At 38.7% G+C, this 13,635-nt stretch carries 13 protein-coding genes; 7 read left to right on the forward strand and 6 right to left on the reverse strand.

Annotated features, from left to right (window positions below):
- The 5 genes from J3L16_RS08955 to J3L16_RS08975 all read left to right on the forward strand — a co-directional run bounded on the left by J3L16_RS08955 (window position 1) and on the right by J3L16_RS08975 (window position 4,052).
- Window positions 1-465, forward strand: coding sequence for a GspH/FimT family pseudopilin (locus J3L16_RS08955; RefSeq protein ID WP_207612631.1), 465 nt, complete (start codon window positions 1-3; stop codon window positions 463-465).
- The gene (locus J3L16_RS08960) at window positions 456-860 is read left to right on the forward strand and encodes a prepilin-type N-terminal cleavage/methylation domain-containing protein (protein ID WP_207612632.1); all 405 of its coding nucleotides are present in this window, start codon (window positions 456-458) and stop codon (window positions 858-860) included. Before J3L16_RS08955 ends, J3L16_RS08960 begins: the two co-directional genes overlap by 10 nt.
- Window positions 860-1,375, forward strand: a complete 516-nt coding sequence (locus tag J3L16_RS08965; RefSeq protein WP_207612633.1) for a prepilin-type N-terminal cleavage/methylation domain-containing protein — start codon at window positions 860-862, stop codon at window positions 1,373-1,375. Before J3L16_RS08960 ends, J3L16_RS08965 begins: the two co-directional genes overlap by 1 nt.
- A complete protein-coding gene (locus tag J3L16_RS08970; protein WP_207612634.1) occupies window positions 1,375-3,252 on the forward strand; it encodes a hypothetical protein in 1,878 nt (625 codons plus the stop codon). The genes J3L16_RS08965 and J3L16_RS08970 overlap by 1 nt, the downstream gene beginning before the upstream one ends.
- A 149-nt stretch (window positions 3,253-3,401) precedes the next feature.
- A complete protein-coding gene (locus J3L16_RS08975) occupies window positions 3,402-4,052 on the forward strand; it encodes a LiaF domain-containing protein (protein ID WP_207612635.1) in 651 nt (216 codons plus the stop codon).
- Window positions 4,053-4,109: 57 nt separating this feature from the next.
- Here J3L16_RS08975 and J3L16_RS08980 read toward each other — a convergent pair whose 3' ends face one another.
- From J3L16_RS08980 to J3L16_RS09000, 5 genes are all read right to left on the reverse strand, one after another.
- Window positions 4,110-6,212, reverse strand: coding sequence for a TonB-dependent siderophore receptor (locus J3L16_RS08980; protein WP_207612636.1), 2,103 nt, complete (start codon window positions 6,210-6,212; stop codon window positions 4,110-4,112).
- A 170-nt stretch (window positions 6,213-6,382) separates the two neighbouring features.
- Window positions 6,383-6,835, reverse strand: a complete 453-nt coding sequence (rplI, locus tag J3L16_RS08985) for a 50S ribosomal protein L9 (RefSeq protein ID WP_207612637.1) — start codon at window positions 6,833-6,835, stop codon at window positions 6,383-6,385.
- Between the two features lie 19 nt (window positions 6,836-6,854).
- Window positions 6,855-7,082 (reverse strand): 30S ribosomal protein S18, encoded by a 228-nt coding sequence (gene rpsR, locus J3L16_RS08990; RefSeq protein WP_207612638.1) that lies wholly within the window; start codon window positions 7,080-7,082, stop codon window positions 6,855-6,857.
- Between the two features lie 11 nt (window positions 7,083-7,093).
- A complete protein-coding gene (rpsF, locus tag J3L16_RS08995) occupies window positions 7,094-7,474 on the reverse strand; it encodes a 30S ribosomal protein S6 (RefSeq protein ID WP_207612639.1) in 381 nt (126 codons plus the stop codon).
- Between the two features lie 150 nt (window positions 7,475-7,624).
- On the reverse strand, window positions 7,625-8,554 hold the full coding sequence (locus J3L16_RS09000; RefSeq protein WP_207612640.1) for a diguanylate cyclase: 930 nt from the start codon (window positions 8,552-8,554) through the stop codon (window positions 7,625-7,627).
- Window positions 8,555-8,753: 199 nt separating this feature from the next.
- On the opposite strand from J3L16_RS09000, the gene J3L16_RS09005 reads away from it, so the two are divergent.
- Window positions 8,754-10,262, forward strand: a complete 1,509-nt coding sequence (locus tag J3L16_RS09005) for an Hsp70 family protein (RefSeq protein ID WP_207612641.1) — start codon at window positions 8,754-8,756, stop codon at window positions 10,260-10,262.
- Window positions 10,263-10,265: 3 nt separating this feature from the next.
- Here the strand turns inward: J3L16_RS09005 and tmk are convergent, their stop codons facing one another.
- Window positions 10,266-10,934 (reverse strand): dTMP kinase, encoded by a 669-nt coding sequence (gene tmk, locus J3L16_RS09010; RefSeq protein WP_207612642.1) that lies wholly within the window; start codon window positions 10,932-10,934, stop codon window positions 10,266-10,268.
- A gap of 226 nt (window positions 10,935-11,160) precedes the next feature.
- Between tmk and J3L16_RS09015 the strand changes: the two genes are divergently transcribed.
- Window positions 11,161-13,482, forward strand: a complete 2,322-nt coding sequence (locus J3L16_RS09015) for a GGDEF domain-containing protein (RefSeq protein ID WP_242698767.1) — start codon at window positions 11,161-11,163, stop codon at window positions 13,480-13,482.
- The last annotated feature ends 153 nt before the right edge of the window (window positions 13,483-13,635 follow it).

Consider the following 13,635-nt stretch of genomic DNA (forward strand, 5'->3'; position numbering starts at 1 on the left):
ATGACTAAATTACCACATTATCAACAGGGGTTTACTTTAATAGAGTTAGGTATAGTCTCTGCTATTGTGGTTATTATTTCTATTTTAGCAGCACCGTCTTTTGCCCAATTCATCAAGCAAGACCGCCTTGTTACCAATGCCAATCGAGTTCACAGTTTAATCAAGTTTGCACGAAGCGAAGCAGTGAAAAGAGAAACGCAAATTAATTTAAGAGCCAACGGCGATGTTTGGGAAGTTGTTGAAGATCAAGGGACCACTGACGAAGCAATCATCAATAATTTTAATAAAACAACCAATACTGTAACTATAGTTTTCCCTACCGTTTCCATATCACCCACAGGGGAATTTGGTAGTGCCCTGAATATCAGTATCACGGACGGAGACTCATCTACAAACGACTTCCTTCTGTGTGGTTTAATCAGTGGCCAAACATGGTTACTTGAAGGAGCCAGCGGATGTGGGTAACACAAAAACGACAGAACGGATTTTCTTTACTCGAAGTTATGGTATCCGCGGTAATTGCCGTTATAGCGCTTCTTGGCCTTGCTGCGGCTCAACTCAAAGCCTTGCAATTCGCCACAAGTAGTTTTCAATATACTGTGGCGACCATTCAAGCTAACAATGCCGGTGAAATTTTATGGCCCGATTTGTGTGACGCTATAGATGAAGACAAATATGATGATGTACTTACGAAACTTAAAAATAGCTCAGTCCAAGGTTACACATTAACTGCTCTCGACGAATTCGATACCGACTTCGAGATTACAGTAGAATGGGTTGACGAAAGACTAGATTCCTCAATTGCGCCGTCTGTGAGTATTTATCCTCAATACCCAACGCTAGTAGCAGGTGATTGCTAATGAATAAAGGTTTCACCTTAGTAGAATTGATGATAGCCATTGCTATCTCTTCTTTCTTGGTACTTGCTGTTAGTCTTTCCTATAGCAGCATTAAGACCATTACAAATACTACAACAGAATTAGAAAACGCACAGGAAGTGCTTCGTTATACGTCACAAATCTTCATTCGAAGTATGAAACAAACTCAATCAGATCCCACAGTTGACGCAAGTGGAGAAACAATAACCGTACAACAAAGTGCTAACAGCTTGTCTTGTATTGGTACCACACCAACAACTGATTTTACCGAGACATTTACTTTATCGGGAGATAACCGATTAACATGCGATATTGGTGCAGGAGCACAGGACATTTTGAGAGGGTTAACTCAAATATCCTTTAATTATAACAACGCCACTCGAATTTTGACGGTGAATGTATCACCAGAAGGATTGCCGTTAAATTACGGAGGCAGCGTAACAATTAACATTGCGGCCTCAACGCTTTGGCTTAATGACTATTTTGGAAATATATAATGAAAATTCAACAAAAAGGCTTTTCGTTAGTTGTCGTGCTTGCGCTCACTGCGCTAGCAAGCGTGGTTGTATTCGCATCGCTAAGAGACACCGTAATTCAAGAACGCCTAAGCGGTAACTTTCAAAAATCTCTTAATGCTAGAATGGCCTCGGAACGTGCGGCTTTCAGTCAAATCGATGCAATTATAGCCGAACTTGCTGCTAACCCAAACTCTTCTATTGAAGATCTGGTTAACAATATTGCAGATATTAATGACCAATCTGCACATGCTACTGACCTCAGACACACTAGCTCACTAGTACAAGATTCAAATGGCGACTTAGTGATAGAAGGCTATGGTGAACGCTACAACGGAGATTCTGTTGCCAATTTGTTTATTAACTTTGGCTTTCAAAGTAATGGTACTCAGGCAAGTTCACCATTTGACTCTGCTATTGTCGGTTGTGAAGGTGTACAGAATGTTGCTGGCGGCACGATTGATAGTTACGATTCTTCTCTAAACGGTGGTGAATATTCTGAATCAGACGCCACTGCCGAGGCAGACGTAAGAACTATAGTACAAAATTCCGATATCACCCTAACAGGAGCAGCTACAATTGCAGGAGACGTTTTATCAACGCGCAAAATTACATTAAATGGGAGTGCCTCTATTTCTGGCAGTGTTCGTTCTAATGGCGATATATTTATAAATGGTGGTGCAGTTATCTTGGGTGACGTACTTACAAGAGGCATATTCACACTCGAAAGTGGTGGGTTTATTGGTGGTGACGCCCATGCACATGGTAATATTACAGTAACCGGTGGTAGTGGTTTTGTTCCATCTGGTTTCCCTTCTAGTACCCGTATTAACGGTGATTTACTATCAGGAGGTGACGTTAAATATCAAGGCGGGTACATTAACGGGGTGTTAAGAGCTCACGGTACTGTTAAATTCACTCCTACTTTCGGAATTAGAAACCTAAATAACGAAGGGGCAGATCTCTTATCTCGTGGCGGTGTTACATCCAATGCCATAAGTATAGATGGTGAAACCTATGCGGATGATAGCTTATATCAAAACTCATCTGTCACTGTAGGTGAAGTAGAAGAAGTATTTGCCTCAGATCCAGACGTAGAAAGTTTAGACCCAACCGACCCAGAAGCTAATTGTGACCCATTACTCATTGCTGATGAAATTGCGGATTTGTCTTCAAACAGTATAAGCAGTGGCCTGTCTCTTTTATCTGGCAGTCCAGTTGCTTCCTTCGGTAACTCATCGGGTACTCAAGGGGATACCACATTCTCTCCCTTGTCAGCCACTATTTTTGGCGTAAATTATAATTCTGTTTATTTTCTTGAAGAACTAAACATCAACGGTAGTACGTTAACTATAACGGGCGACGTAACTATCTATGTTTCTGGAGATTTTACGTACGGTACAAGTACCGAAGGTAGTCTTAATATTAAACCAAATTCCAGCCTTACACTTATTGTAAGAGGTAAAAGCAAAATTCAACAGCCTGTTAATTTTGAGAATGAGGCAGGTCTATCTCGCACACACGCTCCCCTTACTTCTTCAGGTCTTCCTCCATTTTCACTTTTTTCGGGCTACTCTAACGATAATGTGGAGACGAATTGTCATGGTGGTGATGATTACGGCGTAATATTATCTGACACGGCAAGTACATATTTAGCTCTATATGCTCCGTTCAGCGACGTTGCCATTAGAGCTTCTGGGCAGTTATTCGGCTCAGTAAGAGGAAGAACCGTTCAAGTGTGTGGAGCTGGTGACATACACTATGATACTGCCTTACAAAACTCCAATGGCGCTGGTGGTAGCGCTGGTGGAGGCAGTACATCACTTATTTTTAATGGCCTACAATTTAGTGGTGGTTAATTAAATTTCTATAGAGAACTGCATTGTTGTAGTTCTCTATTGTGTTTATAACTTCTTACATCTTATCTACATTCAGTTACACTTTATCTCTTTTCAACTTTCTATCTATCGTTAATACTTATTGGTAAATTGTCGCTAGGTAAGCCAATATGCAAATTAACGCTTCAGACCGCCCTATAGAAATAGTCAAAGAAGAAGTGATAGAAGTACTTATTTATAATTACAGTCATGGAAACATTAACGAGGAAGCCTTTGAGCGTCGATTAGATGTAGTTGTAGACAGTAATGACGCTGAAAAAATCGTTTCTCAAGTCGCTGATTTAGATCCTCTCGCTTCCGATATGACTAAAGATTTCAACGCGCCAGACATGAGCATTCAATATTCCACCGAAGAAACAACTGACGCCGAAAATGTAGTTTGTATTTTCGCAGGGTCTGATCGTAAAGGCCCTTGGTTGGTTCCCAGTAAAATTAATGTGATTACCGTCTTTGGCGGTGCAAATATAGATTTAAGCCAAGGGATTTTCACCTCTAAAACCGTTACATTGAAAGTATTCTGCATGTTTGGTGGAATCAATATCAATGTTCCAGAAGGGGTTAGGGTGTCAACATCTACAGTAAATATGTTTGCTGGTATTAACAATAAAATCCGGTCGTCTGCGGATTACGATGGGCCGATTTTACGGGTGGAAGGGCTTGTATTATTTGGCGGTGTCGACATAAAAATCAAGCAAACAATCAAAGAAAAATTCACAGAATTCGCGAATCAGATGAAATCTATGTTCGATTCAAAAATTTGATTTTTTTCAAAAAAAGCCAACTTTAACGTTGGCTTTTTTGACAAATCAAATCACTAACTAGAACTTACCTGTTAATGTCAATGTTGCATTAATTGGGGCTCCAACAGTAACTTGGTTTGCTGCATGAGCATTAGGGAAGTACAAGGTGTCAGTTAAGTTTTCAATGTTTAGCTGTACTCTCATAGTATCAGACACATCATAGAAAGCCGCTGCATCAACACGCACATAGCTAGGAATAGATGCTCTTACACCTGAACTATTTGGACCATTAACAATAAAGCTTTCATCTTGGTAAGTCGCTCCAATTGAAAAACCAAAAACGTCATTCAATTGTACATTGTTCCATACAGAGAATGTGTGTTTAGGCAATTCTCGTGGCGTTAGGCCTGTTGAGCCATTTTCACCTTCGAGGAAGCTATAATTGGCATTGATTGACCAAGAATCTAACACCTGACCTATCGCTTGTAATTCAAACCCTGATATTTCTGATTCAATTACGTCGAAACGACCAGCGTCATCATCAGATACCGCTAGCGATGTTTGTTCGTTTTCAAAAATTGCAGCCGTTAAGCTTAAACCTTCACTAAAGTCCCATTTAATGCCAATTTCACCAGTTTCAAATACATCAGGGTCTAGTTGATTGTTGTCACCATTAATATTGGCAAATTGCTCTCCACTTCTAGGCAAGAAAGATTCACTGTAGCTGGCATAAATAGAAATGTTTTCCTGTGGCTTATATATCAAACCAACACGAGGAGAAATCTCATCATCTGTGCGTGAACGGGTTTCATCGGCAACAACGTTAAATACTTCGATATCAAAACTATCGAATCGCACACCTAGCACCAAGTCTAAGTGTTCAGAGATAGCAATTTCGTCTTGAATAAAGAAAGAGTACACATCTAGTTCAACACGAGTATCGTCATTGATATCACTAAACGCAGACGTAGTCGTAATACCACTTGCGTTAACCCCTGAAAAACTTCTGAATGAAAGCGGGCGAGACACGTTAAAGAACTCAACATCGTCATCGGTTTGATCAAAAAGCGAATTGAAGCGGTTTTGGTCAGATGACGTAAAAATCGCTTCTGCGCCGATCAGGACCGAGTGATCAATATTCCCTGTTGTAAATTCACTAACAAGGTTTCCTGAGAAAATGGCATTTTGTCTTTCTGTTGAATCGATATAACCATCTAAACCAACAACATTCGTGTCTTCGTTAAAGCTACTAGCAAAAAAGTTAGAATATACTTTGTCGAAGTCAGCGTATGATGCGCTAAAATTACCTCTGATTGTATCTGAAAAATCATGTTGTACTATGGCGCGAAACACATGAGCTTCAACATCGTTAAAGTTATTTTCAGGATCAGCAAATACAACCTCTTCAAAGGCTTCTACCGGACGGCCATTACTGTTAGTCGGTATACCTCTGTCAATAAAGCGTTCGTGGTTGATGTACTCATAAGACAAGTCAACTCTAGTTGCATCGCTTACAGAAAAGTGTGCAGTGGGGTTGAAACCAATACGGTCGCCGTCAAAGAAATCTCTATGATTTTCTAAATGCTCATACATAGCGTTAATACGAATAGCTGAATCATCACTAGTCGCTACATTTGCATCTATTTCAGCACGATAGCCGCCAAACGAATTTAGTGATGTTTTATAACCAGTGAATTGCTCATTAAGTTGCGCTTTTTTAGTTACGCGGTTAAGTACACCACCAGTGCCACCACGGCCAAACAATAAGGCATTCGGCCCACGTAATATTTCTACCTGCTCAATGTTATAAAGCGAGCGAAAATATTGCACATCATCTCTTGCGCCATCAATATAAAAGTCTGCGGTAGAACGAACACCGCGAAAAACTACTGCATCCCGATGGCCTTCACCTTGAGACGTGGTTACACCAGGAGTGTAATCGATAACCTGACCAATGCTAACAATATTACGTTGGGTAATATCATCAGCTGTTAAAATAGATAAACTTTGAGGAACATCCAAAATCGGCGTTGGCGTCTTAACAGAGTTCGACTTATTGTTAGATAAGTATTGTCCAGTTACGACAATTTTTTCAATATCTGTTTCGGCGTTGTTGTCTTCCGCCAATGCATTGTTAGTAATCAGTAACGCCGCAGCAATATAAGTGAGTCGAGTGTGCATATTTGCTCCTTAAAAGAGATTTTTATTAAAATTAACTCGGGTGTGGTTTCGGTGAGCATTAAACAACAGCTTACTTATAAAGAGTAATACGAATTATTACTAATTAATTCCAAAAAAAAAGCCAACTTAATAATAAGTTGGCTTTTGTTCTATCTTTGTTCTACTTGTAATTAAGCTTCAGCAATAACAACAAGTTTAACTGATGTCATAACATCAGAATGGAACTGTAGGTCAATTTGGTATTCACCAGTGTCACGAAGCGTACCAGTAGGAAGCTTAACTTCCGCCTTAGTCGTTTCAACACCAGCAGCAGTAATTGCATCAGCAATATCGCGCGTACCGATTGAACCAAATAACTTACCTTCGTCACCAGCAGGTGCCGCGATAGTTACATTTTCTAATGCTTCAACTTTCTCAGCACGTGCTTGAGCGGCAGCAAGCTGCTCAGCAATTTTTGCTTCAAGTTCAGCACGACGCTGTTCAAATTTTTCAACGTTAACTTTAGTTGCAGGAACTGCTTTTCCTTGAGGGAAAAGGAAGTTACGTGCATAACCAGATTTAACATTTACTTTATCGCCTAATCCGCCAAGATTTGCGATTTTGTCTAGAAGAATGATTTCCATCTTATGGACTCCTCGCTAATTACTTGTGTGAATCAGTGTATGGCAACAATGCAAGAAAACGCGCACGTTTAATTGCAGTTGAAAGCTGACGTTGATACTTTGCACTGGTACCAGTGATACGACTTGGAACAATTTTACCGCTTTCGGTAACATAGTTCTTAAGTGTAGGAATGTCTTTGTAGTCTATCTCAACTACACCTTCTGCTGAAAAACGGCAGAACTTACGACGTCTAAAAAATCGAGCCATTTATACTCTCCTTATTCCTGATCTTCGCTAACTGGCTTTTCAGCGCGAGGTGCATCTTCACGGCGTTCGCGACGTTCTTCTTTCATCATAGGAGATGCTTCAGTTACCGCGCCTTTAGTGCGCATAACCATATTGCGAAGAATTACATCGTTAAAACGGAATGCAGTTTCTAGTTCTTCAACAGCTTCTGCAGTTGCTTCAGCATTAATAAGAACATAGTGTGCTTTGTGAAGTTTTTCGATTGGGTATGCCAATTGACGACGGCCCCAGTCTTCTAGGCGGTGGATTACACCTTCGCCTTGCTTCAGGATAGTGGTATAACGTTCGATCATACCTGGTACTTGTTCACTCTGATCAGGGTGAACCATAAATACGATTTCGTAATGACGCATCAATACGCTCCTTACGGTTGTAGTCTCGGGCAGTGCAGCTGTCTGCATAAAGACAAGGAACTAGTGTGATTAGCTGCAAGGGCGCGGATTATACAGAGGTAAAGACACCTGTACAAGCATTAATCACTGGAAGAGACTATATTACTAAAATTAAGCGACTTGAATTGCGTTTAAAGACTTCACTTCCGTTAAATTCTTGTCCGCTGTATCAAATAAACTCACATCACTTTTTTGCATAGAACTCATAGACGCCAAGCCTATAGTAATTGTGAGTTGCTCTGAATAACTACCCTCGAAAGGAATACATAATTCACTAACTGCTCGTATTATTCTTTGCGATACGCTTTTTGCTCCTTGTTCATTGGTCCCTGGTAATAAAATTGTAAATTCTTCACCACCATATCGACACACACAATCAGGTTTACGGTTCACGATTTCTTTCAATACCGACGCAATGCTTTTTATCGCTTTATCGCCCGCAGCATATCCATATCTATCATTAAATACAGAGAAATCGTTTATATCAATAATCAATAAAGATAAATCGCTGTTGTAACGCTCCGCATACGCCATTTGCTCTTTTACATGCTTGCCGTAGTAATAACGGTTATTCAACCCCGTTAGCGTATCTGTATGATAAAGCCTGTTTGATATTTCAATGTGCCAATGAGATGTTAAGCGTGACATCACTCGCATCTTAAGCGCAGGCATCACTAAGGGTTTCCTCAAAAAATCAGCCCCTCCTGCTTCCCAAGCTTTCAACTCGGTTTCTACGTTTTTATCGTCGGAAAGAAAAATAATGGGGCAGCGAGACAACATACTCATCTCTCGAATCTCTTTGCATATCGCCCAACCATCTAGCGCAGGCATATTTACATCTAAAAGCACAAGATCTGGAGCTTCCAATCGACAAAAAGCCAAGGCAGACTCACCATCGTTGAACACCTTAACATTGCGAAACTCTGCCAGGCTTTCTCTGATTTTATCTGTAGTATCAACATCATCATCAATAACAAGCACGAGGGCATCTATTAAATCTGGCGTTGTATTAGCATCCATAGCTATCACTTTGTTATTCATAATTCAGCCTGCTTATTTTTAGTTATAGACTCTAGTTACAAAACAAACCAATTTAACCAACAAATTAATTACATTAAATTTGCAATGTTTTAGTTTGAAGGTTCTGAATGAATAAAGTTCCTTTAATTTCACACGCTACCCTCTATATTCATGTGTTAAATGTAATACAATTGTGTTTTTGCAATAATATTGGGTAGACATGGCAGCAATTGGAATTGATTACGGTACTTCAAACTCTGAAGTTGTATTTTTTGATGGCAAAGATCACCAGTTTGTTAAGCTAGATCCCTTAAATAAAGATTCAAATAAAATTAGATCTTCGATTTTTATTTATTTTGAAGATGATTTACCTACACCTCCTTCCGATATGATCGAAGCCAAAGTAAGCCAAATAAAGCGGTCAATTACAGAGCAAATAGAAAAAGCGAAGCAAGGCTATTACGATTCCCGCGATCCAAAAGAACAAAACATATTTAGTGCGCGCATAGATGAATTGAGAGGCCAATTTCATGACAAACCGGGCCTTCAACGTAAGGCTATCCAGTTGCTTCTTAAAAATATGACCGTACAAGATTTGTCACTAAACCAGTTGGTCGCCCATGGTAAATTTGCTTTTGGGGAAGAAGGGTTCAAACGATTTCTCGCACACCCCAATAAAGGCCGTTTAATTTACTCACCTAAAAATTTCCTAGGTGCGTCATTAGATGAAACACAACGCAGTGCCTTTGTTGGCATGATTGGTAAACAACTAGCTTATTTTAAAAACAATGCAGAAACCCAATTAAAAGCCCCTGTCACCGAAGCGGTTATCGGCAGGCCAGTGCGTTTTCATGGAACCCGTGGTGATGAAGGAAACACACAAGCTATTTCCATTATGACAAAAGCCGCAGAATTCGCGGGGTTTGAAAAAGTGAGTTTTCTAGAAGAGCCTATCGCGGCAGCATACAAAATTGAACGCACATTAAATAAGAAAACCAACGCATTAGTTGTCGATATAGGAGGAGGTACCACTGATATTTGTTGCATTACCCTGTCTCCTGAAAAATACAATAATATAGACAGGCAACAAGATGTTTTGTCTGTAACCGGTACCCGTTTAGGCGGAATGGAATGCGATAAAAGCTTAGTATTAAAAGCCATTGCCCCGAGTATGGGAATGGGGTTAAAAACATTTAATGGATTACCCGTACCTCCTACTTATTTTTCAGACATGTGTGCGGTAGACGACATTCCTAAACTAACTCGTTTCTTTCATGAAGATTATGGTTTAGATATCGCTCAAACTATGTCAATCGTTGAAAACTCAAGTTCATTGGAGCGTTTATTAACGGTTCAAGAAGAAAAGCTCTCTGCTCGTTTAGTTAACTCATCTCGCCTAGCGAAAGAATTACTGTCATCACAAGATGAAATAGTGCTACCTCTAAATTACATAGAAAAAGACTTTCAAGTTTCTATATCTAAAACAGAACTAAATGAATCCATGAAATCATGGTTAAAACGAGTTAAAAAGCTCATTACAGATTGTTTAGATAACACATCTCACAAACCAGACATTTTGTTTATTACTGGAGGGATGAGTTTATCTCCCATCGTAATAGATGAAATTCAAAAAAACTGGTTACCTGAGTTACCCGTAGTCGAAGGCGATGCATTTAATTCAGTTTGTGAAGGGTTAGCTATTCGCGCTTTTAATTTAACGAATAGCTAAAATTTACTGTTCGCTTAACACACGATTGAGAATAATTTTATGTATAGTCTCTATTGGTAATAAAGTGTCTTCGTTGACGCAATCAATTTTTAACCAACTCTCAGATATCTCTAGTTGTTTGTACACATGATAAACCTTTTCTAAATAGCCGTGCTGAGCTTCTTGGATATCTTCCTTTTCGTCTGTGTATGAGCGTTTTTTCTTTTTCAAAACTAACTCTTTCGAAAATTCGATGGGCAAATCAAGAAAAAACGTCATGTCGGGTTTAGGCAACTGGTTAACTTTATATTCTAGGGTTTTAATCCATTCAATAAAGCCGCTTCGTTCTGATTCAGCAAATTTCGCAGATTGATGAGCCGCATTCGATTCCACATATCGGTCACAAATCACATAAAACCCGTCATCTAAATCACGTATTAATGCCGGTTTTTGCTCTAAACGATCACTGGCAAATAAAATGGAAGCAAGTTTTGGATGAACATCGTCAAACGTCCCAAATTCCCCACGCAAAAATGCCCCTATTTCTCCACCAAAAAACGTAGTTTCATAAGCGGGGAAGCTGTACATTTTGACTTTTTTTCCTGCTTTTTTTAACGCTTCAACTAAAAGTTCAGCTTGCGTACCTTTACCACTGCCATCGATTCCCTCAACGGTAATCAATTTTCCTTTCATATTGTCACTCAATACTGTAATTGCCTAGACAAATAATACACTTTCTGAACATAAGCAACACAACTCAATTGTATAAAATTAAGGGCTAAGGCTAACGTTTATACAATGTAAAGCCACGAGAGCTCTACTTTGGTTTACTCGCTACTATGTTATTAACCTAGGCACTTGCTTTACTTTTTTTAAAGAAGATCTATATTCTAAAACAATACTTCCCTAGAAAAACATCATGCGAATACTATTAGCTACTCTACTTTTAATGAGCTTCTGCGGTTATTCTCAAGTCAGCAATGAACAAACGACTTTCGCATACGCTGAACTAGAGAGCATGTCGGCATCCTCTGTTTTAAGTAGAGCAAAATCATATCGATATAGTAATATGAAGCTAAGTATAGAGCTTGCTAATACGGCACTAAGCAAAGCTGAAACTGACAATGACTTGCAACTATCTGCTCAAATTCACACCGTTCTAGGAAAAGTCCACGATTCATCAAACAACGCGAAAGAAGCAGAGCTCAATTTCAAAAAAGCTATTTCGATAAATAAAGGACTGGGTGATATAGAAAGAGTTTTAATCACCTCAATTGATTATGTGGAGTTTCTACTAAATAGAAAACGCTATGATGAATCTGGCAAAATTATAGATGAAATACTGCCAATGTCTTTAAAGCACAGAGAGCCTATTCCCATTGCATTTACCTATAATATCGCTGGCGATTACTACTACAAAATAAAGCGCTTTAAAGATGCAGTATTTCATTTTAAACAAGCACTTAACTTTTTCCCTCTTAATGATTTATCAATACAAGACCATTTAGCCTACTCATACAAAAGGCTAGCGGAATCACATAAACGTTTGAAAAACAGAGAAGAAACCGCTTTTTTCTATAGAAAAGCGCTAGATGTGTATACCGAGCTAGGCAATAAGAAATTAATGGCGAGAACGGCAAATACCCTTGCAGAAGCGGAACGTTATTTAGGAAATCTTGTTACCGCATTAGATTATTCGTTACAGAGTATAGAGATTCATGGCCAAGTTGATGATCCAGAAGGTAAAGCGAAAGCGTTATCGGGCGCAGGTATTATTTACCGGCATATTGGTCGATATGAAAAGTCACTAGAACACATATATCAAGCCTACCTCTATTACAAAAGTATTAACGATATAACGGGTATAGCCAAAACCTCTAATCAAATGGGGTTATTATATACAAAACTAAATGAATTCGAACAAGCCAAATCTTTTTATGAAGTCACCATAGAACTACCTCAAGACAAAATACCTCCGACTACATTAGCTTCAGCGCTCAGAGAAATAGCAGTAATTGAATTGAATTCAAAAAATTTCGAATCAGCTGAAAAATTAGCATCTCAAGCACTCGCTATTTATCAAAGTGAGGGTGACAAATTAAAGGCATCTTTAGTCACTCGAATTATAGGTAACATTTATCGCGCTCAAATTTATTATGAAGAAGCTATTCTTTATTACCGGGAATCGCTGAAATTAGCAGAAGAAGTAGGCAGCTTAGTTTATCAAGCCAAGGCATTAACTCCGCTGGCTAACTTAATATTAAAGAAAGACGCAGATGAAGCCATTGTACTACTAAAAAAATCATTAGCATTATCAGTAGAAATCAATGATAAATCTCAAATACTTTACGCTTACCGCGTGTTACGCAAAACAGAAAAAAAGCGACAAAACCTAAATCAAGCGCTCGCTTATGCTGAAAAAGAAATTGGATTAATCCAAGATATCCAAGAAGACGCAGGAAATAGTAAGCTAGCTTTAACCAAAGCTAATTTATACTCCCATAAATTAGAAGTTGAATTAGAAACTCTTCGGGAAAAAGCAAAACTCGATCAATTAGAGCTTGCCAAAAAGAACAACGAAATAGAAATAGTTGGTCAAAATAAACGTATAGCGGAACTAGAACTTGTTAAAAACAAATATGCGAGTGTTACCTTAGCACTACTTCTTGTTGTCTGTTTATTTGCTGTTGCTTTTATTTACAGAGGGTTTACTAATTCTAAAAAACGTAACGTTGAATTACATAAATTGGCTGCAAGAGACGAATTAACAAACTGCTATAATCGCCGTTCTTTATTCGAGCAGTTAGAGTGTGATTTTGAAAAAACTAATTTGCCGGAAAGATACTGTATTATTATGGCTGATATAGATCATTTCAAAAATATTAACGACACTCATGGACATTCTACTGGAGATGCTGTTATCAAAGGTGTTGCGCAGATACTTCGGGACTGTTTACGTCAAAATGACATTGTTGCTCGTTACGGAGGCGAAGAGTTTTGCATTGTGTTGCCTCTGACTACTAAAGAACGCGCATCACATATTGCAAAAAAGATGCTGAGTAAAATCGAGAAAACTCAATTAGAAGGTATCAGTGTAACCTGTAGTTTTGGTATATCATCGATTAAGGATGGAGCAAAAACACCTACTGAATTAATTGATCAAGCGGATTCAGCACTATATAAATCAAAACAACTCGGCAGAAACCAAATCAATTTCTGGGAAAAAATAGAAAACGAATAAAGCTCTTTTTTGCTTCCCTCTCATTCATTAGAAATACAATATTTTTCAGTTAGTTAACTGGTAACCCCCATTTATTTCAGATGATTTCAGGCTATTTCATTAGTCTAATCAACCCTATACATACAATCTTAGCTAGTGGCTTTTACACACTCA

It is taken from the genome of Alteromonas sp. 5E99-2, from assembly GCF_017368475.1.
Classification (GTDB): domain Bacteria; phylum Pseudomonadota; class Gammaproteobacteria; order Enterobacterales; family Alteromonadaceae; genus Alteromonas_F.

Bases quoted from the DNA above. Each gene is read 5' to 3' on its own strand.
- J3L16_RS08955 (WP_207612631.1), top strand. From the start codon at position 1: ATGACTAAATTACCACATTATCAACAGGGGTTTACTTTAATAGAGTTA.
- J3L16_RS08960 (WP_207612632.1), top strand. From the start codon at position 456: ATGTGGGTAACACAAAAACGACAGAACGGATTTTCTTTACTCGAAGTT.
- J3L16_RS08965 (WP_207612633.1), top strand. From the start codon at position 860: ATGAATAAAGGTTTCACCTTAGTAGAATTGATGATAGCCATTGCTATC.
- J3L16_RS08970 (WP_207612634.1), top strand. From the start codon at position 1,375: ATGAAAATTCAACAAAAAGGCTTTTCGTTAGTTGTCGTGCTTGCGCTC.
- J3L16_RS08975 (WP_207612635.1), top strand. From the start codon at position 3,402: ATGCAAATTAACGCTTCAGACCGCCCTATAGAAATAGTCAAAGAAGAA.
- J3L16_RS08980 (WP_207612636.1), bottom strand. From the start codon at position 6,212: ATGCACACTCGACTCACTTATATTGCTGCGGCGTTACTGATTACTAAC.
- rplI (WP_207612637.1), bottom strand. From the start codon at position 6,835: ATGGAAATCATTCTTCTAGACAAAATCGCAAATCTTGGCGGATTAGGC.
- rpsR (WP_207612638.1), bottom strand. From the start codon at position 7,082: ATGGCTCGATTTTTTAGACGTCGTAAGTTCTGCCGTTTTTCAGCAGAA.
- rpsF (WP_207612639.1), bottom strand. From the start codon at position 7,474: ATGCGTCATTACGAAATCGTATTTATGGTTCACCCTGATCAGAGTGAA.
- J3L16_RS09000 (WP_207612640.1), bottom strand. From the start codon at position 8,554: ATGAATAACAAAGTGATAGCTATGGATGCTAATACAACGCCAGATTTA.
- J3L16_RS09005 (WP_207612641.1), top strand. From the start codon at position 8,754: ATGGCAGCAATTGGAATTGATTACGGTACTTCAAACTCTGAAGTTGTA.
- tmk (WP_207612642.1), bottom strand. From the start codon at position 10,934: ATGAAAGGAAAATTGATTACCGTTGAGGGAATCGATGGCAGTGGTAAA.
- J3L16_RS09015 (WP_242698767.1), top strand. From the start codon at position 11,161: ATGCGAATACTATTAGCTACTCTACTTTTAATGAGCTTCTGCGGTTAT.